The sequence below is a fragment of the Pseudomonas sp. 4CAES_32.4 genome, from assembly GCF_058136335.1.
Genome location: NZ_CM176882.1, coordinates 1,386,020 through 1,407,269 on the forward strand (window position 1 = coordinate 1,386,020; position 21,250 = coordinate 1,407,269).

Consider the following 21,250-nt stretch of genomic DNA (forward strand, 5'->3'; position numbering starts at 1 on the left):
ATTTGTGTATTTCTGTCGAATGGAAAAGATCGCAGCCTGCGGCAGCTCTTACAGGGACGCGCATTCCAGTGTAGGAGTTGCCGCAGGCTGCGATCTTTTGAGCTTCATTCAGGCTTTCGGTGGATTGATCTTCTGCACCAGCGCATACGCCTTCACGGTCGCCGGGCGATCTTTGATGTGCTTGAACCAGCGCTGCACGTGCGGGAAGTCTTCGAGGTTCTGGCTCTGCCACTGGTGCGAGACGATCCACGGATAAATCGCCATGTCGGCGATGCTGTACTCGCTGCCGGCGACGAAATCGTTGTTGGCCAATTGTTTGTCCAGCACGCCGTACAGCCGCGCCGTCTCATCAATGTAGCGCTTGATCGCGTAGGGGATTTTTTCCGGCGCAAACTGGCTGAAGTGATGATTCTGCCCGGCCATTGGGCCCAAGCCGCCCATTTGCCAGAACAGCCACTGCAACGCCGTTTGCCGGCCACGCAGATCCTTGGGCAGGAACTGGCCGGTTTTTTCGGCGAGATACAAAAGGATCGCCCCGGATTCGAACAGCGACAACGGTTCACCACCGTCAGCCGGCTCGTGATCGACGATGGCGGGGATGCGGTTGTTCGGCGCGATCTTCAGAAAGTGTGGCTGGAACTGCTCACCCTGGCTGATGTTGATCGGATGAACGTTGTACGGCAGGCCGGCTTCTTCAAGGAACAGGGAAATCTTGTGGCCGTTGGGGGTGGTCCAGTAATACAGGTCGATCATGGAGAACTCCAAAGCAGAAATGGACTTGCGTGCGGACAGCAAACGCCGGCGTCAGGTGATCCCGTGTGCGTTCGAAAGCTTGCCTGACTGGAAGAGGTGATGCTGAACTGGGGCAAATTCAATGACCCGACATGAGAAAAAATTGCCATGGAGCTTCAGGCCAACGCTGCACTGATCATCATCGACCAGCAAAAAGGCATCCTGCAGCCGCGTTTGGGGCGAAGAAACAACCCTCATGCGGAAGAGCGAATCCTTGATCTGTTGGGGCTGTGGCGGCGTAGTGCAAGGCCGGTGATTCATGTGCAGCACCTGTCGCGGGAGCCGGATTCAGTGTTTTGGCCCGAGCAGGAGGGGGTGGAATTTCAGCAGCGGTTCTTGCCGCAGGATGGCGAATGGCTGATTCAGAAGCAGGTGCCGGATGCGTTCTGTGCCACCGGGCTGGAGGCGCGGTTGCGCGAGGCGGGGATCGGGCAGTTGATCATTGTCGGTGTGGCGACCAACAACTCGGTGGAATCAACGGCGCGCACGGCGGGCAACGTGGGGTTCGATACGTGGGTCGCGGAGGATGCGTGCTTCACCTTCGACAAGGCTGATTATTTCGGCACATTGCGTACGGCTGAAGAGGTGCACGGGATGTCGCTGGGGAATTTGCAGGGGGAGTATGCGACGGTGGTCAGTGCTGTCCTGATTTTGACAGCCGACTGATAAACCTGTGGGAGCTGGCTTGCCAACGATAGCGGTGTGTCATCTGACATCAATGTTGAAGTTGCCGGCCTCATCGCTGGCAAGCCAGCTCCCACAGGGGCTGCGGATATTCACAAAAAATGTGACCGGCGCAGATCAAATGTGGGAGCTAGCCCTGCTAGCGATGGCGATGGTTCAGGCGAAGAAAATCTTCGCCCCAGGCATCACGCCCCGTGGCACTTCTTGAATTTCTTGCCGTTGCCGCAAGGGCAAGGGTCGTTGCGGCCGACGTCTTTCAGGGCGTTGCGCACCGGTTCCTGGTGGGCGTGGCCGCAGTTCGGGCCGTGCACGTGGCCGTGGTCATGATCGTGGTGATGGTCATGATCATGATCGTGGTTGCAGTCAGGGCCATGGACATGAGGTTGCTGAGTCATCGGTGTTGCTCCGGAATTAAATCGGCGGGGATTATCACGCCATTACGCTCAAGGTGCACGTAGTGGGCGATGAATAAACCGGTTTCCATTTCCCCTTGCAGGCGATAGGGAATTTGCTGGCTCGGGCTTTTCAGCATTTTCACCACGTCTTTTACCCGAGGCCACAGGTTGGTGCGGATTGGCACTTTGAAATAGGCACTGCGTTTCGGTCCGACGGTGAACCAGTGTTCATGCTCGCCTTCGGCCAACAGCATGTCGGCCAGATGAATGCGGTATTCCAGACCGCGCACGGTCAGGTCGCTGTCATTGGGGTTGTCGACGCGAAAGTGCAGGATGAACTTCTGTTCGAGCAGTTTGGCGCGTACCACTTCGACTTTCACCAGATGCACGGCGGGTTCGACGCTGTCATCGCTGAACCACGACGCGCAACCGCCGAGGTTGAGGAACAGCGTGAGCATCAAGAATTGGAATATGCGCCTGCAACCGAGCATGTGATAACTCCCTTTGGTGCTCAGTCTAGCCTTAAAAGATCGCAGCCTTCGGCAGCTCCTGCAGGAGATTGCGTTTCTTTGCAGGAGCTGCCGAAGGCTGCGATCTTTTGATCTTCTACATTAAGCGCCGAAATACCCTGCACAACACTTCTTGATGTGTTGCAACAATTCACTACATGACGCTAGGACTGCCACGGTAGCTGCTGGGCTCAGGATGCAAGCATAGCCGGTAGGTGGTCACGTGGTGTTGCCTCTACCGTGTCACTTTGAATGCGGAATCAATAGGGCAAAAGCGCCAAATGTAAGCATGAAAGCGACATTGGCACGTGTTTTGCCTGCTGGTGGATTGCAATTTCCAAGTTCCGTGGTATAATTAGTATACAGAGACAGTAAATTTATTCGCTCTCTGTTCTACTCCAAATTCAGAACACTTAAACCGAACCGGCAAGTTGCCGAGTTCGGTTTTTCTGTAGGCCAAGGAACCCTTTAGTCCTGTCACGTTCTCGACAAGTGGGCGGGCCGATACTTGTCACCACTAGCTGGACTGCTCCTAAGGGAGTTCAGCTGAGAGGAAGTTGTTAGATCCTTCCTCCCCCGTCAATCCTACGGGTAGCCCTTCATAGCCAGCTGGGCATGGATAATTAATTACGCGTCATCCTTCATGACTTTAACCGGACACGTTCCGGTTATTTTTTGTCTGGGGGTCGTTATTCGGACAACTAACACAATTAAGCGGAGGCCAAATGGCTTTGACCGTTGTAAAACCGTGCGTGGTCTGTGGATCACCTATGGAAACTAAACGAGCATCGAGGCAAACATGCAGCGAGAAATGCTCGAAGCAACACTATCGCGCTCAACAGCGTAAACAACAAGAAACACACCTACATAAAACCAAAGAGGAAACACCAGTCATGAAAGAATCGCAATTGTTTCAACCATCAGCAGCGCATCTAAAGCGTCTACAAGATATCGAAGTGGATTTCTACAAGGATCGCACTCAGTGCAATATCCAAGGGCGTGAGCAACTTGGAATCATGGAAGAGTTCGAGGTGCAAGGATTGCAACAAGCACTCGACCGCTATGCCGAATTGACCACCGTGCAAGGCTACCGGGCGACCGGAGAAATCGCTCATCTGCCCAAGCTGATTGCAGGGCCAACAGTAGATTGGGTAGTTCTCTCGCTTCGTAAGCCAGAATCACAAGTCGAGCAAGAGATTGCTCAAATCAAGGCTCAAGTTGAGGCTGTCTATCTTGCCCAGCTAGCCGAGGCTAAAGCTGCTTGTGTGGTGAAGGAAGTAGAGTCGCTATTGGCTGGCGAGAAACGCAGAAAGCAACAGGTCGAATTGGATGCCAAAGTGGCGCAAGAAGCGGCAGAGTACGCTAGGGTTGAAGCTGAAGTGCTGGCAGCGCTGGGAGGTAAGCCGTGAATAAGTGGCAGCTAGAAGAAATCAAAGAAATCATGACACGCCAACTTTATGCAGAAGTTGAAAGGCGAGGAAGGGATGAGACGCTGACTGATGGAATACTGAAGGTTGAGGTGGCGTTGCTTGTTGAGCAGGCTTCGCTAGTGGAACTTTTGAAGCTGCCTCAAGATTCCGAGGTGATTTCCGTTGTTGAGAGTACACGCTCCACTATTAAGCAGTTACAGCTCTTGAGTTGTGCGGAGAGAATTCCTCAGCTTGTTGGTTTGATTGAGTTTCTAAAATGATTGATGGCACAACTAGGATCTTGCTTGAGAAGTATGATCCATCTAACGAGGCTCTGAAGCCCCCTGTAAGCGCTGTTAAGAGTGAACCCTCGCAAGCGGAAGGGCAATCAACTAACGCTGCCCCTGCAAGCTCTCAGGAGGTTGTATTCAAATCTAATGGCCGTGCCGCTGTTATGACTGTGCTAATGAGTGCCGAGAAGCATCCAGATGCTGTGATTACAGCAGCTTGCACAGCCTTTAACAAGCTTAACCCCAAGACAATGAGCCAGTCATACCAACTACCCACCGAGTTCGAAGGCATCGCCTCAGGATCATGGGTATTTATCAGCTACCAAGAAGGGCAATAATGGAAAAAGCTGTACCGCAACACACCGGGCTGAATAAAGCCCCGCAACAATACTACGCAGTTTACAGAGTTACACACCCCGCTAGTGTTACATCCTTCTTGGGTCTCGCCCATGCATATGTACAGCGTCGCAATGGAACCGACTTCGCACACCATTGGTTTATCGAGAGTGCCGATTCAACCATCATCACCGTACAGGGTAGTCGTAACGCTCTGAGTCTTCTGGGTGAATACTTCAGCTCTCACGCGCGCTATATCTCTGGTGTGGAAATTGTCTACCACGGATGGGGTCTGAAAACGTTCAAGGCTATTGCTGATGATCTTTACGCTCGCCGTCTTGGCCTACGTGAAGGAGCCAGCCGATGAACAGTGAAATTATCGCCAAGCTAGTTGGTGTCCTACAGTTCCAAGTTGATATTTCTGGTCTTCAACGCTTTGAGCGTGGCCTGTCCCAAGCACGCCAGAAGATGATGGTTCTGTCTCGTGAGGCAGATGTTCTAGGTAAGAAACTGGGTGCCAAGATGGGCATCAAGGTCGATAGCGCCGGACAGGAAAAGCTAGCCAAGACTGTAAGAGCCAACCTCGACCGAGAGCTAAAGCTTGAACAGGCCGTTCAACGCACCAGACGTGCAACGTTCACCGCTGAACTACAGGGGCAGAAGCTCATCAACCTTCGCCAGAAAGAAGGGGCTGCGATCCAGTCCCAGGCCCTGCGCGACAGGATCGCTCAGGCCGTTCTAGATGCCAAGTCAGCGAAGGCCGAAGGGGAGCGTTTGAAGGTGTCGGGCGCAGCGCTTAAACAGGCTCAATCTGTTGAGCAACACAAGGCCCGCCAAGCTCGTTGGGAAGCCTTGCTCACCCAGCAGCAGCAAAAGACCGCCATCCAGCAACAGAAGCAACTTCAAGCCATGACGGCCACCCAGAAAGCCGAATATGTCCTCCAGCAAACCCGAGTTCGTGGGCAACGAGCAGCGGAGAAATTCGCTGCATCACAGGAGGCCGCAAAGATCCGTGCTCAGCGCCTTGATGTGAGTCATGCCCAGAAGGCCGAGCGCTTCCAATGGGCTCAAACCCGGCAAGCTCATTGGGAGGCAAAGCGTAACGAGCCTAGCCCCTCTACAGGTTTTATGGGGCTTGGAACAGGTGCGTTGGCCCTAGGCGGTGTCACCGCTGGCCTAGCTGCCATCGTGGGAGCTGTAAGCGCCCTTGGAGACCGTCTCTCCGCTACACAGGCCCGAGTGTCTGAGAGTCAGCAACTTGAAAACGTCCTGTCTCAGGCGGGGGGTAAGAACCCAGCAAACGCGGAGTTCGCCAAATCGGAATGGCTACGGATCAACGCCAAATATGGCACTGAGGCCAGCCTTGAATCCGCCAAGGCGTATCGAACATTCCTAATGGCGGAAATGGCTCGTGGCCGTAGCATCAGCCAAGCCACCGGCACATATGAAACACGCCAAGCAGCCTTTCGCGGTGCTGGGATGACTGCCGAGGAACAGCGCCGTGCAAACCTGCAACTCCAGCAGATTGCGAGCAAATCACAGGGCGATAGGGAAGACCTGAACACCTTCTCCGAAGCAGCGCCATTGCTGGTGGAGCCAATCCGTCGTGCATGGGCTGAACGTAACAAGCATGCCCTTGACGCCAATCTAGAGAAGGATTTCAGAGCAAGCACCAAGACAGGCAACTTGAAGGCAATCGACTTTACAAAAGGTATTGAGTTGTTCGTGAAGGAAAACGCCGCTGCAATTGAACGCCAGAGTGGCAGCATCGATGCAAACGCAACTCGTCTTTCCAATCAGAAATTCTTGCAGCAGCAAGGGTTGGATCAGAGTCCGGAATTGATCAACTCGATTAATGAAAGGATCAAGAGTGAGATGGAACTGACAGAGGCATTGAAGCCTTTGAAAGAGGCTGCGGTACAGGCTGACATTGCTCTCAACAAAATGGCTGCATCTTTTGCTCGGTTTATCTTCGGGAAAGATGATACTCCCGAGCAGGCAGCTAAAAAGATCGACGGCCTATCACCTGATCAGCCTGCGATTGATGTAAGTGCGCTCAGTACGCCTAAGCCATCTACCGGTGAGAAACCTCAAGATCCAATTAGCCGCCTGTTCCGTTGGATGACGAACTCTCCTGATTACGATGAAGGCCCTGCGAACAAAGTTAGAGCGCCGCAAATGAACACGCTAGGAATGCAGTTTCCGAAGCTTGATCTATCTAAACTAAGGCTTGACATCGATATGGGTCAATTGGCTGAGCGAATTGGTGAATATCAACGCTTCCGCGCTGACACATTTGAGCCAATCACCTCAAGAGACATGATGCGGACGTCTGGCTCATCTGTTGAATATCCAGTGCAGCAAATCACCACAACCAATGAACACGTTACCAATAACAACAGCACAATCGCACCAACGATTAACGTGACTGTAAACACTGTTGGCGGTGATGAAGTGCTAGGCAAAGTGATCGGTGACGAAGTTGATGCACGGATGCAAAGAATGTTGAGAGAGACACAAGCCAATCAGAAGGAGCTTTACTGATGGTTTCCGTTATTCGGGCGATTGTGCTGGCTGCAATCGCTCAGGTGATGATTCTGGCGCTTCTCATTGGCTACTTGTTTGTGCACACCGATAACATGGCGAAAACCTACGCTCTCCTGGCAGAGCGTAACGCCAACTCATTTACAACTGAGCTAGTGCACGATCAATACAACCGGTTACAGGTTGAACGGAGTCAAGAGCGTGAGGATATGCGTCGGTTTGTAGACCGACGTATTGACTTGAAGCTATCCGAGGCTTTGAGTCGAGGTCAGAACAGGTAGTCATCCTGCTTCAAGTCTACAGGGGGGAAATTTCCCTATGTACACAGGGGAAAATCCACTACGTCACAGGGGGGAAATTCCCCTACTAATAAGACTGATAATAACAAGAAAGAAATAGTAAGACTGAATGCGGTGTGTGAGTTCGCTCGCTGCGTTCGCTGCACCGTGTGCACCCTCTGGGTTTCTTGCACCTACAAAGCAGCAGAGCTTTTTTGTTCTGTGTAGAGAGTTGTGATTGATCGTGCAAGGATCATCAATCAGCGGTGCACATACCCTATGGAAATAACATTGAGTCCAAGCAGGTCATTCTGACCGCTGTGAGATTTTACCGTGCAAGGAGAAATGAAATGAACATTCAATTTCGTCAACACAGCCGTGAATGGTTAAAGGCCGGTAACGGCAATGGTGGCCCTAGTGCAGCAGCTCGTGTTGCACAGATGATTGAAATGATTGCCCTCTACCGAACTGGGGCAATGGAAGAAGCCAAGTTCTTGGAACAGATGAAAAACCTATAACAGTAAATACGAGGAATACGATGACCGAAACATTTTGCAAGCTTACACACGAAATTATGCGTGCTACACACTGGGTCAGTAAAGTTACCGGCCAACGCTTCAAACTCACTGGGACACAGAAAATCGTCTGGGTGCACATGACCAGTCGCTACGAGTTTTTCCGCTCGCTAGGCAAGGAATGGTTTGATGATCAAGAAGACATTGCCAAAGATACGGGGTGCGACGTTAGCACGGTGAAGGGATTCATCAAGTTGCTAGTGGATCACGGTTACCTGTTAGTTGAGCGTAAGAAGCTACGCGGCTTTGTACATTCGAATAGTTACAGGATCGTTGCTTCCCTACAACTACATAATAAACACGCATCTGTAAGCGCTCCCGTGCAGCCTTCTAGTGATGTTAGGGCTCCAAGTGGTGCTATGGTAGTCCTTGAGGGTGGCGGGGCTGTAATCGCATCACAAGAGGTCGCAGTGCAGCCATTGCCAATCTTTGAAGATGTTCCGCTAGAGGCATATATCGACAAGGCACCAGAGGCGCCTGTAATCGTACATCATACATTGCGTGGGTTCGCCGACACATTGGATGAGGAGATTAAGTTCGATGTACCTGTATTGCCTAACGGGTTTGCTGAACGCTCAAGCGATCCAGATCTATGGGGATGATTCGGTTGTTTCAGTTCCTGGCCCTACAGTGTAGGGCCAACACTGTGTATCAGTCTTCTACGCTGTCGATAGCGAAATTGATGAAGGCTGAACAGCAGATGAGCATGAACCGAGCATCCGCCTTGGTTAGTTCCGAATTCTCCATCAAGGCGTGTCGGATTCCATCGGAATCATTGGTATATCCATATAGCGAAGAAAACGCTTTCTTAAGCGCCGGATGCAATTTGTGACTCTTTTCAAGCACCTTCAATGCACCATCTAGAGTCGCCGAGGGCACGCCAACCAATTGCTTCGCCAAAGACTCAACAGCGCTGATGCTCTCCTTGATTGAGTTCCGATAATCCGGATTCTGCCTATCAGTGAGCATTCCAAGCGAAGTTTGAAGATGCGTTCTTACGCCAGCGTATTGGTCAGAGCCCGAAATAGCCTGTTCAATCTCTTCGATCTCATCGTTCGATGTGATTGGAGTCACTTTTCCAGAAACGAAGCGATATGCTGAGTTCTCACGTTCGAGAACCCGATTAAACTCCTCGACAAGGATTTGGGCTGAGCCCCTGTAATTCAGATTTACCACAAACTCCAAAAAACTATATACACGATGCCACTTCATCTTGAAGTAGTTCTCCCGTATAGCTTTTTTGAATTCCGACCACTTATAAGGAATGGTGTCTACCGGAACTTTATGGAACTCGGAGAAAACCAGCTCCGAAAACTCTTGGAAATTTGACCCGCGCAGATTGTCCGGATAATGCGCTTTTGGCTGCTTAAATCTTGCGAAGAGATTGAGAGTTAGTACATTCCACAGTGCATTCTGCAACGCAGTATCTATAGCATCGACTTGCGCTACTTTGACAACTGTAGTTAGTCCCATTCGTTGCGAGAAATCCATTGTCACCATGGCACCCCATTTTTTATATTTTCGTCAATCGCCCTCAACTCAAGGCGCCTGATCGGCATGAGCATTGTACATGCTGGCGGGAGGCCATTGGCGTTCTGCTGCAACCTTGGCGATAACCTCTGGAAACCCTCCTGAAACCGCATGTAAACCGTGCTCTTAACTTGTTCTATCAGCGTCTCTGTATAGATAGATATGCTCTATACGCTAGAGTTTCCGGGGTTTGGGCTGAGTCATGGCCAAGCTCGCAACGGTGAATATGCTTTAACCTGAGGTTTCTACGCCAAAACGGCAGATTTGAGCCGGAATCACCGTTTTCTACAAAACCACGCCACTCATCCCCAGCCTACCCAGAGCTGCGCTACGATTCCTGCACCACCCCTCAAGGACGAACACCAATGACCACCCAGAATCAGGCTGTAGCCATGGCCGACGCGCTGACGTTGATCCTCAACCAGCAACACGGAATCGCAGCGGCGATAGAAGAACTCGCCGGATGGATTGCCAGCCAAGGTGGAAGCGTTGCCGCCGAAAATGCCTTAGTGGCGCTCGAAGGATTGGATTTGCACGCCAATGCTCTGACCCATGCAATCAACCAAGTGCGAAGTGCCTAACGTATTCAAATGAGTACACCCTTACGACCACTTGTCGGTGAATACGGATTCTGTATTCATTAGGGTTGCTATTGGATAATGAGTACATTCATACTCCTAGACTCTAGAGGTAAATGAATACGGGAGTGCACATTATGGCGAGCATCGGGTACATCAGGGTTTCATCGGTCGATCAGAACACCGGACGCCAGTTGGACGGCGTTGCACTGGATGAGGTGTTCACAGACAGGGTGTCAGGCGCCACAACAGACCGCCCTGAGTTACAGGCGATGCTTCGCCACATCCGCAAAGGCGATGTTCTCCACGTTCACAGCATCGATCGTCTTGCTCGCTCACTCGAAGACCTGCTCTCACTGGTCAAAGGGATGATCGCCGAGGGCGTGGCGGTCTCGTTCCATAAGGAACAACTTCACTTCACTGGTGAGGCCAATCCCATGCAGGAGCTGATGCTCGGCCTATTGGGTAGTGTTGCTCAGTTCGAGCGTGCATTGATCCGTGAGCGTCAGGCAGAAGGCATCCAGAAGGCCAAGGCAGCAGGTGTCTACAAAGGACGTGTTAAGACGGTGGATGACGAAGCCATTCGCAAAGCAATGGCGGAAGAGGGCGCATCATTCCGCAAGGTGGCAAAGGCCCTTGGCGTAAGCCTGAGCAGCGTGCAGCGTGCCATGAAGAACTAGCCTTGCTAACCCTGTCTATCAGCCCGCCTAGTGCGGGCTTTGTTGCATCTGGGTATCAGCGTTGAGGTGAGATGTGCAAGCGCATTGAGAGCGCTGTAGGGGCTCTGGTGGAGAGGTTATTTCTAGATTTCTGCTGACTAGACTAGCCCCCATCGCACGCCGTTAAGCAGCGCGGGCAAGACTGAGCAAGGTGCGCCAGCCTTATTTTCTCACCATGAATTCGAAGCGCTGCGAGAGTTGCGCTTGTCTCGGCGGGGCGGGCTGGTTTCGGGAAAAACGGTTCGGTCACTTACATGGGAAGGCTTCTTTAAAGGCATACATAGTGACCGCTGTTTGGTTTTCGCTGAGTTGGTTCGGATGATCGTCCAAATACTTGATGATGATCTTCGCGCCCTGAATATTACTCATCCCGCTTTCTTTCCAACACACCTGAGCCTTACCTGCTGGAAGGGCGGTTTGTAAGACAGCGATGGTGTTTTTCACGCCCTCAATCAGCCCTAGGCATAGCCCAACTCTCAACATATTGGTGCCGGGAGGGATCGTACTGCTTTCACTTACCTTCAATGCTTCCTTGCAGTTTCGGTACAAGTCTTCAGCAGTGCTTGTTATAGGCGCTGCCTGCGGTGCTGTGGCGTAGAGCGCGATCAAGACGGTTAACGTTGCCCATGGTTTCATTTCAAAATCCCTGTCATAAATACGACAAGGATACAGAGCTAGTTTGCACGGTGCCATCCCATCACACATTGGGCCAGGTACGCGTGCCTGCACATCGGGCTCAAAGGTCTCGGTAACAAAAAGCCCCGTTTCCGGGGCTACGTCGTTTAGTGGAGAGTCCCACCGTTGAGGTTCATTTCAAGCCACTTGTTCACGTCCGAATCCCCGTGACCAACAGTGCTATCAATCTTCGAAACGTAAAGGCTCTCGTCGTGCTCAATGTACGGTTTGAGCCGTTTGAAAACCTCCCTCGGCGAACAGTCCGTCTGAATTACGTAAACAGACGGCGTAAGCCTTGTCGCCGGAAATTTGTAGATTTCAGCGATCATTTGCTGGCGCTTAACGCCCAATTTACCTGCGTTGCAGGTGATCAGTAGTGTCGGCATGGCCGATATCTCCACGAACATAGCCTTGGTTTTGCCAGTCCGTTGGGTCACATCGACCGTTATTAACGATTGCCAAACGCTTGTACATTTGGCTCAATGAGTTACCCAACAGGACTGACGATTCATTTCGGTTTTAGGTTCTGGATTGGTGCGGGTGGATACGGCTTTAGTTGTGGCGACCGAGACCGTATTCACCTGCAAGCTTTTTTCCTTTCCCCAGCCTCTGACATGAGGCCCGATAGTCGCTAAATCCCTACATATAGGGGCTTTTCCGCGACTGGCTACAAGATAATGCGTTTTGCGGGGGCTTACAACGTACTGCCTGTGGATAACCCTGTGCGTAAATTGTGTTTGAAGCGGGGAATTCTCTCGCAGACCGCGAGCTTGCTGCCTTTGGCCGTTTGTCACTGTTTTTTCGCCGAGAAAAATGCTGTAGCGGATTTTTAAGGGCGCGAACCCTATCACAAGAAAGCCAGCTCGAAAGCGGCTATCTGCACACTTGATTTCACTTATTTTCGTACGCTCCGTAGGCGTATCCGAGTGTCGGGGTGTTCTGTCGGTCAGCCTCGTAGCGGTCGCTCAAGCACCGGCTAATTCTTTGGTTTTCAACCTTGAGTGATGACAGCTCCGCAACACTTCCCCGATACATAACAATCAGCTTTGCAACATTCTTGTGTGCTTGCCGAAGGTCGCGCCGTGTGGTGTCCAATTCCACATGCAGCAAATCGCACTCGTGCCTCAGCATGTCTTCAAGGGTGGGCATGCCCAGCTCAAAACCAGAATCATCGATCAAATCATCTTTCATCACGCACGCACCAGACATAAATCAAATACTGTATGTGCGTACAGTATCGCTCCGCGTACTAGGGCTTCAATGGTGATGTGACGGGTGGCGGGAAAGCGCAGTGTAATTTCGTTGATTCATACAAAATTCTATAAGTCAATAGCTGGGTTGACTTTTTTCCCGCTTTCGCGTACATTCACGCTCAATACATGGAGACGGGTAGCTCGCCCCATCCCAGACGCAACGGCGTACACACCGCACATCAGGAGTGCAGCCATGAACCGTCCAACGCAGTGCCGTTCTTTAACAACGTGGAATGCAACAGTGCTCGTAATGGGGCGGGCACAGTTGCGAACTTAATGGCTGGCTTCCAGTGGCGGAGATGACGTTTAAGGTCTGAAAGGTACTTTGATTTCCTTCATCAGGTGCCTCGACGTCAACTGCCATTTTGGCAAGTCGCCATGTACTCTCTGGAGTTCTTCAAACGCCTCTGATGCGCTGTCGATGCGTATCTGCTTGTTGTAGTGGGTTATTACGCCAATAACGGATGGTTCGGGGTCATCAGCCGTCTTCACCGCGATCAAATACGTTTCATTACAGCGTCCGTTCTTTCGAACATAGATTTGAGTTCCTAGCCTTTTAGTCAGGTTGTTCGCAGCAGCGCGTCCTTCGAAGGATGTGAGGTCGAGCTTTTCAAAGAAGTCTGATTTGCTCACTACCCGGTCAACTGCCATCTGCTGGCGTAGGCTGTCTTTCTCGGCGTCGATGGTAGAAAGCTGGCTTTCAAGCTCGTGCAATAGCTTCGCTGTTGTCCTGCTGGGATATTCGTTGTGTGCGTCTTCGGCTGCTGCAAATTTGGCCCGTAGTTCTTCACTACGACCTTCTGCAACATCGAGCTTCTTGGCGATTGCTCCTGAACTGCCTTGAACAAGGCTCAAGGAGTCCAGCTTCGCGAGAATTTCCCGGAATACTGTTTCTGTCCGTGTGGCGCTAACAACTCCCGCGCTGCACATTCCACGGATGCTGTGGCTGCACTTGTAATACTTGTGGCCTCTCTGGCTTTGCAGGTGCATGGCAGCACCACAATCAAAGCAAAAGAAGATGCCCGCCATTACATTGAAGTTGGCCGTCTGTTTCGTGATTTTGTGCAGACGCCGTGAGCCTCGTGCAGCCTGTGCCCGGTAAAAGGTTTCTTCATCCACTACAGGTGGGAAAAAGCCCTTGATGGGTTCGCCATCTGGCGTCCTGACTCCGTCAATGAAGATATGGGGCTGATACTCGCCCAGCGTGGTGCGGCTATCTAGGATGTGGCGAACGGTGCTGAATCCCCAGAGGCCGGAGAAGTTCTTTCGGCCCGCAGAGAATGCCGGTATGCCTTCCTGATTCAGCGTGGCTGCAATGTTGCGTGATCCGTGCCCTTGCGTTGAGAGATCGAAGATCCGTCGCACCACTTGAGCATGGTCGGCGTTGAGGGTGTAACCCTCCGGGGTGACATCTAGCCAAAGCGGCCTGAGCTTTCCTAGAGGCTTGCCGGTAGCACGAGCATCAGCCTGTTTCTTCCGCCACGCAGATGAAACCCGGCTTCCTTTGGTGGCGCTTTCTTCGTGCGCCCGCGACATGCTGATTATCGACACGAGCAAGTCAGTCACGTCGAAGTCTTTTGTGTAGAGCCGCTGATCTAGGCTCGTGAAGACATTGATGCCCTTCGCGAGCAGGTCGAGGAAGCGGGGCAGGGCATCACGCACCTTTTCCCGGCTCAGCCTGTCTAGCGATTCGATGACAAGGAAGCTACCTGTGGGAATGGTGCCGTCTTCGACGTAGCTGAGAAACCGGGCTAGCTCACTCGTGTCATCAACGTGCTTACCTTTGTAGGCAGAGCGCCCGGCATCGAAGAACAGATATTCCTTTGGGTCTGCGAGTTCTAGCTCTTTGCTTGCGGCGAATGCCTTGGCTGCTTTGGTTTGGCGCTCGTAGCTGTCACCCGCTGACTGCTTAGCGCTACTAAACCTGACATATGAAAATACCTTCGCCATCGTGCCACCTACTGATTCAATTTCCTTGTAGGTAGTTGTAGCAGCATTTCTTGAACTTCTGCCCGCTGGCGCACGGGCAACTGTCGTTGCGCCCCAGCTTCAACTGTACTGTCGGATCAATGAAATACCAGCGTCCGGTGTTCTGCACAAACGAGGAGCGCTCGCGATGGCTGTGTTCACCCTGATCGTCGTGCCAGCGCGCGGTGAAGGTGACGAAAGCATGTTCCGGCTGGCCGCCAAACACTTCCGAACTCTCCACCTCAAGGCCGAGCCAGGTGCTCTGCGCGCTCCAGTCGCTGATCGACTGACGATTCAGTCCCGCTTGTTGAGCAGGCAGAGTGGTCGCCACAAGGTAATCGATCAGGCCCAGCACGTAAGCGCTGTAGCGCGAGCGCATCAGGGCTTCGGCGCACGGCGCAGGGTGGCCGTCGTGATAGTGACCGCAGCAGGCATCCAGCAGATTACCGCTGCCGCACGGGCAAATGGCTGTACTCATTGCATTACCACCAGTATTTCCCGAAGTTTTCCGGATTGGCCCAGAAGCGTGAGTTGAGCCAGTCGGGGACTTGTTTGTATTCAAGCAGATCATAGGTGAACAGGGTCAGCACTTGATCGTCGCGCTGGAAACGTTCGCTGGCCTGCAGCGCCAGCGAATAGAAGTCGGTTTCCTGCCAGCCGCTGGCTGCCAGATCCGCCAGCACCGCAATGCGACTGGCGTTGAGATTGCGAATGCCGCCTAACAGGTTCAGGCCATCGCGCTTGGGCAAATGTTCCAGGCAATCGACCACCAGCGCCAGATCGAAACGCTGCGCCGCCAGTTCGGCGGGCAAGGCGCCCGGTGCGGCGTGGGCGACGATGGTGTCCGGGTGCGCCTCTTTAAAGGCGCTCAGGGCCGGAAACTCGCTGGCGCCGATCAGCAGCAGACGCGCCGGGGCGTAGCGATCCAGCAAAGCGGCCAACGCCTGTTGCGGCGTGCGGGAAGAAATGGCGACGTTCATCGAAGCTCCTCAATCAGACCGCCAAGACTAGCCTGCCTGACTGCAGCGGCAAAGGGCCCTGTTTCGCCGGTTTGCGGCAAAAGCGTCAAAGTCCTGTGAACACGCTCGCAAACAGCAGTGGCCTATTGCTGGCGGAGATTAAAACTCCGGTCTTTACTCCCTGAATCGGTTCTAAGCCGATCCCTCAGGAGAAAACCAGATGAGCATAGTTCGGACAGCATTACCTTTGATTCTGCTAACCAGTGTGTTGACTGGTTGCGCAGGTTTGCAGAAAACCGACTGGCCGACCTGCGCGGCGGTCGGTGGTGTTGTCGGTGCCGGTCTCGGCGCGACGGAAAGTTCAGCGTGGGCCGGCTACGGCGCGTTGCTGATCGGCGGTACCGCAGCAGCCTATTGCTGGGTGCACGGTGATGGCGATGAAGACGGCGATGGTGTGCCGGACAGTCGCGACAAGTGCCCGGGCACGCCTAAAGGCGTACAGGTCGATGCTGACGGTTGCCCTCCACCAGCGCCTGCGCCAGTGGTCGAAGAAGCTGTAGTGGTCAAGGAAGAAACCATTGTTATCCGTGATGTGCACTTCCAGTTCGACAAAGCCACGTTGACCGGTCCAGACAAACAAGTGCTCGACAAGGTCGCTACCCGACTGAAACAGGAATCCTCGACTGCGCAACTGACCGTGACCGGTCATACCGACAGCGTGGGCAGCGATGCCTACAACAAGAAACTGTCGGATCGTCGTGCGCACTCGGTGGTGGACTACCTGATCCAGCAGGGTGTGCCACGCGCCAGCTTCGTTTCGGTGTCCGGTCTGGGTGAAAGCCAGCCTGTGGCCGACAACAAAACCGCTGACGGTCGCGCGCAAAACCGTCGTACCGAAATCAAAATCCAGCGTTGAGCCCCTCTCGCATCCGCGGCTTGTGCAGTCGCGGATGCGGGTCTTTACTCCTGTGTAACCGGTATGGGCCGGTGACACAGGAGCTTTCACAATGACTGTTTTCTCAAGGTCCGTCTTGCCGGTACTGCTGCTAGGCAGCTTGCTCACCGGTTGCGCCACTCACAGCGATGGCGATGCCCCCCTCAATCAACGTACATGGCCGATCTGCAGCCTTATCGGCGGGCTGGTCGGTGGCGGTCTAGGCTCCATTGAAAGTGCTGGCTGGGCCGGTGGCGGCGCGGCACTGGGGATTCTGACTGGCGGACTGATCTGTTACGCCCAGGACGGCGATGAAGACGACGACGGCGTGTTCGACCGCCGCGACCGTTGCCCGGATACCCCGGCCAATACCCCGGTCGATCACCGTGGATGCCCATTGCCGCAATATCCGGTCACCGAAAAAGTGCCGGAGCCTGTACCGCAAACTGAAGTCATCACCCTCAGCGATGCTGGCAACGTTTTGTTCGATTTCGATAAATCCGACCTGACCCCGGCCGCCAAAGCCCAGCTCGATACGCTGATGGACAAGCTGCGCAATGCCGATGTGGTGAGCATCAAGGTCATTGGCCACACCGACAGCAAAGGTTCGGATGCGTACAACCAGGCATTGTCGGAACGGCGTGCGAGCAGTGTCGCGGCGTATCTGCTGAGCCAGGGCCTGGCGCCAAACAAACTCACCAGCGAAGGTCGCGGCGAAAGCGAGCCGGTAGCCGATAACGCCACCGACGAAGGCCGTGCGCAGAACCGCCGAGTGGAGTTGCACATCAATCGTTAGGACGCGTCTGTAGGGCGCAGGCTAGAGCTGCCGGACGACGATCAGCGGCGTTTCGGCAGCCATTTGGCAGGCGACAGGATTTTTTTCAATTGCCCCTCTGGCTTATCCCCCGCAGAAGCCGTTACTGTGCGCCCAAAGAATAATTCGCAACACGGGGGAGCGTATGAAAGTGTTCTGGGGGCTGGGGCGTTTGCTGACCCTGCTGTTCTGCTGCGTGGTGCTGGCCAATCAGCTGGTGCCGTTCGTACATCCGCTGCACCTGCTGGTCAATCTGGCCGGCGGTCTGTTGTTGCTGATCCACGTACTCGAAGTGCTGCTGTGCAACCGCAGCCTCAAGGGGCGTCCGCACCCTTGGCGCGACCGTGGCCGCATCCTGCTGTTCGGCGTATTCCACCTGCAAACCATCCCGGCCCCGGCCGCTCCGGAGGCTTCTTCCCATGCGTAAACTTTGCTTGCTCGCTGCATTCATCAGTCCACTGGCCTGCGCCCAAGTGGTCAGCGTCGAAACCAATTCGCTGATGCGCCTGCCCAACACTGCCAGCACCTTGCAGCTGGAGAAACTGGAAGTAGCCGATTACGGCACCTTGCTGATACCGTCCAACGTGACCGAGTTGAGCGTCGGCGAACTGCGTCTGGGTCATGAAGCGCGGATTGCGATCGTGCCGGGTGAACAGGCGCTGGACGTGAAAGTCATTCGCGCAGAATTGAGCGATGGCAGCCAGATTACTGCGCGTGGTGCGCCGGGCACCTATGAAAAAGCGGCCCGTGCGGGACGTAATCTGAATCTGCAATTCAAGGCGTTGAGCGCGCCGCAACTGCTGGTCGATGCCCGTGGCGGCACCGGCGCGCCGGGGTTTGTCGGTCTGGACGGCGGCAACGGTGAAGACCCGGGCTGCACCTACGGCTCGGCCGGGCATGGTTTTGACGGCAGCAACGGCAGCGACGGTCAGCCAGGCGCACCGGGTGCGCTGGTGCGCCTTGAACTGCCGCGCGAATTTCCCGCCGAACTGATCAAGGTCAATGTGGCTGGCGGTGCCGGTGGCCCGGCGGGTGTTGGCGGCAAGGCCGGGAAGGGCGGCAAGTCCAAGGGCTGCCTGGTGTACCGCGCCGATGGCGGCAAGAATGGCAAGGCCGGGGCGGATGGACAGCCTGGGCCGGTGGGGGCCGAGGGGGCTGTGACTGTGCAGCGCTTGTAAGATCACTGATTGTTCCCACGCTCCGCGTGGGAACACAGCCCGTGACGCTCTGCGTCACTGGACGCGGAGCGTCCCTTGCGGCGTTCCCACGCAGAGTGTGGGAGCGAGCAAATTCAGAACATGGGCCTCGCCGCCGCAATCGCCACCAACAGCAACCCGACAATCAGATTAAGCCCCACCACCCGGCGAATCCGCCCCAGCACCGCTGCACCCGTCGGCCAGTCCTTCGCGTCTACCGCCTTACGCAACTCCGGCAGCATCAACCCCTGAATCCGGATAAACAGCGCGGTCATCACCACGTACAACCCGATCATCACCTGCACGTATTTCGGCGCGGTCTCGAAACCGACCTGCTGCAAATGCAACATGCCCACGCCGCTGATCGGCAGCAGGATCACCGCGACCCAGACCCAACGAAAAAAACCTTGAAACACTTCCACCCACAAAGTCAGTCGGGCAGGGCCGTCAAGGGCCTTCACAGCCGCAGGGCGCAGGACCATCCAGGCGAAAAACATGCCGCCGACCCAGACCAGCGCGGACAGGACATGCAAGGGGTAAACAAGGCTAAAAGGTGTCATTGGGGCACTCCGTTCTGCGCGGGATTAATTAGCGGGGTATGATAGCCGCCATCCGAAACCACTGAAAATTTATCCAGCGTTTTTTGCGCCCGACAATCCATGATCAGCACTGAACTCAAAACCACGATCCAGGGCGCCTACTCGCGTTTTCTAGAGGCCAAGAGCCTCAAGCCGCGTTACGGCCAGCGCTTGATGATCGCTGAAATCGCCAAAGTTCTCGGGGATATCGACACCGACGACGAAGGCCGGCGCAGTGGCGACCCCGCGATTGTCGCGGTGGAAGCCGGCACCGGTACTGGCAAGACAGTGGCCTACAGCATGGCGGCGATCCCCACGGCCAAAGCTGCCGGCAAGCGTCTGGTCATCGCCACGGCGACCGTCGCGCTGCAAGAGCAGATCGTCTACAAGGATTTGCCCGACCTGATGCGCAACAGCGGACTGAATTTCACCTTCGCGCTGGCCAAGGGCCGTGGCCGCTACATGTGTCTGTCCAAGCTCGACATGTTGTTGCAGGAAGGCCACGCGCAAACCGCCACCGCGCAGTTGTTCGAAGAAGAAGGCTTCAAGATCGAGGTCGATGAGGCCAGTCAGAAGCTGTTCACCAGCATGATCGAGAAACTCGCCGGCAATAAGTGGGATGGCGACCGCGACAGCTGGCCGAATGCGCTGGAAGACGCCGATTGGGCGCGTCTGACCACCGATCACAGCCAATGCACCAACCGTCATTGCCCGAACTTTGGCCAGTGCGCCTTCTACAAGGCCCGCGAAGGCATGGGCAAGGTTGACGTCATCGTCACCAACCACGACATGGTGCTGGCTGACCTGGCCCTGGGCGGCGGTGCGGTGCTTCCTGATCCGCGTGACACCATTTACGTGTTCGACGAAGGCCACCATTTGCCGGACAAGGCCATCGGCCACTTCGCCCATTACACGCGCCTGCGCTCCACCGCCGACTGGCTGGAAACCACCGCGAAGAACCTGACCAAATTGCTGGCCCAGCATCCGCTGCCGGGCGATCTCGGCAAGTTGATCGAACAAGTGCCTGAGCTGGCGCGGGAGATCAAGGCCCAGCAACAGTTCATGTTCAGCGCCTGCGAGCAGGTTGCCGACTTCAAACCCGGCGAAGACGTCGAGGGCCGTGAGCGGCCGCGCTATCGTTTCGTCGCCGGGGTGATTCCCGAGCACATCCGCGAAATGGGCATCGAGCTGAAGAAAGGCTTCTCGCGCCTCAACGATCTGTTCACGCGTCTGACCGACCTGCTCAAGGAAGGCATGGATGGCGAGGTCAACATCGGCATCGCCAGCAATCAGGCCGAAGAGTGGTATCCGCTGTTCGGCAGCCTGTTGTCCCGTGCCTCCGGCAACTGGGAACTGTGGACCGCGTTCACCGCCGAAGACCCGGAAGACAGCCCGCCAATGGCGCGTTGGCTGACCCTGGCCGAGAGCGGTTCGCTGTTCGACATCGAGGTCAACGCCAGCCCGATCCTCGCCGCTGAAACCTTGCGTCGCAGCCTGTGGAACGTCGCTTACGGTTGCTTGGTAACGTCGGCAACGCTGACTGCGCTGGGCACGTTCGACCGTTTCCGCATGCGCGCCGGCTTGCCGAAAAAAGCCGTCACCGCCGTGGTGCCGAGCCCGTTCCACCATGCTGACGCCGGTGTGTTACGCGTGCCGGATCTGAAGGCCGATCCACGGGATGCCGCCGCCCACACGGCAGCGATCATTCGTGAGTTGCCGGATCTGGTCGAAGGTTCGCGCGGCACGCTGGTGCTGTTCTCATCGCGCAAACAGATGCAGGAAGTGTTCGATGGCCTCGATCGCGATTGGCGCAAGCAAGTGTTCATTCAAGGCAACCTGTCGAAACAGGAAACCCTGAACAAGCACAAGGCGCGGGTCGATGGCGGTGATTCCAGCGTGCTGTTCGGTCTCGCCAGTTTCGCCGAAGGGGTGGATTTGCCGGGTGCCTATTGCGAGCACGTGGTGATCGCCAAGATTCCGTTCTCGGTGCCGGACGATCCTGTCGAAGCGGCGCTGTCGGAATGGATCGAGGCCCGGGGCGGCAATCCGTTCATGGAAATCTCGGTGCCCGACGCCTCGCTGAAACTGGTGCAGGCCTGCGGGCGTCTGCTGCGCACCGAAGAAGACCGCGGCACCATCACTTTGCTGGATCGGCGCCTGGTCACTCAGCGCTACGGCAAAGCGATCCTCAATGCGTTGCCGCCATTCCGTCGTGAAATATCCTGAGACAACGG

The 21,250-nt window shown here is 54.8% G+C and carries 26 protein-coding genes; 15 read left to right on the plus strand and 11 right to left on the minus strand.

Annotated features, from left to right (window positions below; genetic code table 11):
* Positions 1-108: 108 nt before the first annotated feature.
* Positions 109-753, minus strand: a complete 645-nt coding sequence (locus AC3Y64_RS06165) for a glutathione binding-like protein (protein WP_489986793.1) — start codon at positions 751-753, stop codon at positions 109-111.
* A gap of 147 nt (positions 754-900) precedes the next feature.
* On the opposite strand from AC3Y64_RS06165, the gene AC3Y64_RS06170 reads away from it, so the two are divergent.
* Positions 901-1,458: a cysteine hydrolase family protein gene (locus tag AC3Y64_RS06170; protein ID WP_489986794.1), complete on the plus strand. Its 558-nt coding sequence runs from the start codon at positions 901-903 to the stop codon at positions 1,456-1,458.
* Positions 1,459-1,661: 203 nt separating this feature from the next.
* Here AC3Y64_RS06170 and AC3Y64_RS06175 read toward each other — a convergent pair whose 3' ends face one another.
* Positions 1,662-1,871: an SEC-C metal-binding domain-containing protein gene (locus tag AC3Y64_RS06175; protein ID WP_008083915.1), complete on the minus strand. Its 210-nt coding sequence runs from the start codon at positions 1,869-1,871 to the stop codon at positions 1,662-1,664.
* Complete coding sequence (locus tag AC3Y64_RS06180) at positions 1,868-2,362, minus strand: LEA/WHy family protein (protein WP_489986795.1); 495 nt, start codon at positions 2,360-2,362, stop codon at positions 1,868-1,870. The genes AC3Y64_RS06175 and AC3Y64_RS06180 overlap by 4 nt, the downstream gene beginning before the upstream one ends.
* A 911-nt stretch (positions 2,363-3,273) precedes the next feature.
* Here AC3Y64_RS06180 and AC3Y64_RS06185 point away from each other — a divergent pair.
* The 7 genes from AC3Y64_RS06185 (at position 3,274) to AC3Y64_RS06215 (ending at position 8,414) form a co-directional block, all read left to right on the plus strand.
* Positions 3,274-3,789, plus strand: coding sequence for a hypothetical protein (locus tag AC3Y64_RS06185; RefSeq protein WP_489986796.1), 516 nt, complete (start codon positions 3,274-3,276; stop codon positions 3,787-3,789).
* Positions 3,786-4,070, plus strand: a complete 285-nt coding sequence (locus AC3Y64_RS06190) for a hypothetical protein (protein ID WP_489986797.1) — start codon at positions 3,786-3,788, stop codon at positions 4,068-4,070. Before AC3Y64_RS06185 ends, AC3Y64_RS06190 begins: the two co-directional genes overlap by 4 nt.
* Before the next feature lie 346 nt (positions 4,071-4,416).
* Positions 4,417-4,782, plus strand: coding sequence for a hypothetical protein (locus AC3Y64_RS06195; RefSeq protein WP_489986798.1), 366 nt, complete (start codon positions 4,417-4,419; stop codon positions 4,780-4,782).
* Positions 4,779-6,959 (plus strand): hypothetical protein, encoded by a 2,181-nt coding sequence (locus tag AC3Y64_RS06200; protein WP_489986799.1) that lies wholly within the window; start codon positions 4,779-4,781, stop codon positions 6,957-6,959. The genes AC3Y64_RS06195 and AC3Y64_RS06200 overlap by 4 nt, the downstream gene beginning before the upstream one ends.
* The gene (locus AC3Y64_RS06205) at positions 6,959-7,240 is read left to right on the plus strand and encodes a hypothetical protein (protein ID WP_489986800.1); all 282 of its coding nucleotides are present in this window, start codon (positions 6,959-6,961) and stop codon (positions 7,238-7,240) included. The genes AC3Y64_RS06200 and AC3Y64_RS06205 overlap by 1 nt, the downstream gene beginning before the upstream one ends.
* A 347-nt stretch (positions 7,241-7,587) precedes the next feature.
* Entirely contained in the window at positions 7,588-7,755 is a 168-nt protein-coding gene (locus AC3Y64_RS06210) for a hypothetical protein (RefSeq protein WP_489986801.1), read from the plus strand.
* 20 nt (positions 7,756-7,775) lie between these two features.
* A complete protein-coding gene (locus AC3Y64_RS06215) occupies positions 7,776-8,414 on the plus strand; it encodes a helix-turn-helix domain-containing protein (RefSeq protein WP_489986802.1) in 639 nt (212 codons plus the stop codon).
* 49 nt (positions 8,415-8,463) lie between these two features.
* Here AC3Y64_RS06215 and AC3Y64_RS06220 read toward each other — a convergent pair whose 3' ends face one another.
* Complete coding sequence (locus tag AC3Y64_RS06220) at positions 8,464-9,303, minus strand: AbiJ-NTD4 domain-containing protein (RefSeq protein ID WP_489986803.1); 840 nt, start codon at positions 9,301-9,303, stop codon at positions 8,464-8,466.
* A gap of 404 nt (positions 9,304-9,707) precedes the next feature.
* On the opposite strand from AC3Y64_RS06220, the gene AC3Y64_RS06225 reads away from it, so the two are divergent.
* Together AC3Y64_RS06225 and AC3Y64_RS06230 are read left to right on the plus strand one after the other, a co-directional pair.
* Positions 9,708-9,923, plus strand: coding sequence for a hypothetical protein (locus AC3Y64_RS06225; protein WP_489986804.1), 216 nt, complete (start codon positions 9,708-9,710; stop codon positions 9,921-9,923).
* A gap of 134 nt (positions 9,924-10,057) precedes the next feature.
* Positions 10,058-10,600: a recombinase family protein gene (locus AC3Y64_RS06230; RefSeq protein ID WP_489986805.1), complete on the plus strand. Its 543-nt coding sequence runs from the start codon at positions 10,058-10,060 to the stop codon at positions 10,598-10,600.
* A 285-nt stretch (positions 10,601-10,885) separates the two neighbouring features.
* Here AC3Y64_RS06230 and AC3Y64_RS06235 read toward each other — a convergent pair whose 3' ends face one another.
* The 6 genes from AC3Y64_RS06235 to AC3Y64_RS06260 all read right to left on the minus strand — a co-directional run bounded on the left by AC3Y64_RS06235 (position 10,886) and on the right by AC3Y64_RS06260 (position 15,515).
* The gene (locus AC3Y64_RS06235) at positions 10,886-11,275 is read right to left on the minus strand and encodes a Rap1a/Tai family immunity protein (RefSeq protein WP_489986806.1); all 390 of its coding nucleotides are present in this window, start codon (positions 11,273-11,275) and stop codon (positions 10,886-10,888) included.
* 146 nt (positions 11,276-11,421) lie between these two features.
* On the minus strand, positions 11,422-11,700 hold the full coding sequence (locus AC3Y64_RS06240) for a hypothetical protein (RefSeq protein ID WP_489986807.1): 279 nt from the start codon (positions 11,698-11,700) through the stop codon (positions 11,422-11,424).
* A 505-nt stretch (positions 11,701-12,205) separates the two neighbouring features.
* A complete protein-coding gene (locus AC3Y64_RS06245; RefSeq protein WP_489986808.1) occupies positions 12,206-12,505 on the minus strand; it encodes a hypothetical protein in 300 nt (99 codons plus the stop codon).
* A gap of 368 nt (positions 12,506-12,873) precedes the next feature.
* Positions 12,874-14,517: a recombinase family protein gene (locus AC3Y64_RS06250; RefSeq protein ID WP_489986809.1), complete on the minus strand. Its 1,644-nt coding sequence runs from the start codon at positions 14,515-14,517 to the stop codon at positions 12,874-12,876.
* 16 nt (positions 14,518-14,533) lie between these two features.
* The gene (locus tag AC3Y64_RS06255) at positions 14,534-15,013 is read right to left on the minus strand and encodes a YchJ family protein (protein ID WP_489986810.1); all 480 of its coding nucleotides are present in this window, start codon (positions 15,011-15,013) and stop codon (positions 14,534-14,536) included.
* Positions 15,014-15,017: 4 nt separating this feature from the next.
* The gene (locus AC3Y64_RS06260; RefSeq protein ID WP_489986811.1) at positions 15,018-15,515 is read right to left on the minus strand and encodes a DUF6231 family protein; all 498 of its coding nucleotides are present in this window, start codon (positions 15,513-15,515) and stop codon (positions 15,018-15,020) included.
* Between the two features lie 199 nt (positions 15,516-15,714).
* Between AC3Y64_RS06260 and AC3Y64_RS06265 the strand changes: the two genes are divergently transcribed.
* The 4 genes from AC3Y64_RS06265 (at position 15,715) to AC3Y64_RS06280 (ending at position 18,420) form a co-directional block, all read left to right on the plus strand.
* Positions 15,715-16,410 carry a PA1041 family peptidoglycan-binding anchor lipoprotein gene (locus AC3Y64_RS06265; RefSeq protein WP_095119209.1) on the plus strand — a complete coding sequence of 232 codons (696 nt, stop codon included), beginning with the start codon at positions 15,715-15,717 and terminating at the stop codon, positions 16,408-16,410.
* Between the two features lie 91 nt (positions 16,411-16,501).
* The gene (locus AC3Y64_RS06270; protein ID WP_489986812.1) at positions 16,502-17,224 is read left to right on the plus strand and encodes a PA1041 family peptidoglycan-binding anchor lipoprotein; all 723 of its coding nucleotides are present in this window, start codon (positions 16,502-16,504) and stop codon (positions 17,222-17,224) included.
* A 163-nt stretch (positions 17,225-17,387) separates the two neighbouring features.
* Positions 17,388-17,669 (plus strand): DUF1145 domain-containing protein, encoded by a 282-nt coding sequence (locus AC3Y64_RS06275; RefSeq protein ID WP_053117797.1) that lies wholly within the window; start codon positions 17,388-17,390, stop codon positions 17,667-17,669.
* The gene (locus AC3Y64_RS06280; RefSeq protein ID WP_489986813.1) at positions 17,662-18,420 is read left to right on the plus strand and encodes a collagen-like protein; all 759 of its coding nucleotides are present in this window, start codon (positions 17,662-17,664) and stop codon (positions 18,418-18,420) included. The genes AC3Y64_RS06275 and AC3Y64_RS06280 overlap by 8 nt, the downstream gene beginning before the upstream one ends.
* Positions 18,421-18,533: 113 nt before the next feature.
* On the opposite strand, the gene AC3Y64_RS06285 is transcribed toward AC3Y64_RS06280, so the two are convergent.
* Entirely contained in the window at positions 18,534-18,998 is a 465-nt protein-coding gene (locus AC3Y64_RS06285; RefSeq protein WP_489986814.1) for a DUF2269 family protein, read from the minus strand.
* Positions 18,999-19,097: 99 nt separating this feature from the next.
* On the opposite strand from AC3Y64_RS06285, the gene dinG reads away from it, so the two are divergent.
* Positions 19,098-21,242: an ATP-dependent DNA helicase DinG gene (gene dinG, locus AC3Y64_RS06290; RefSeq protein ID WP_489986815.1), complete on the plus strand. Its 2,145-nt coding sequence runs from the start codon at positions 19,098-19,100 to the stop codon at positions 21,240-21,242.
* Positions 21,243-21,250: the final 8 nt, after the last annotated feature.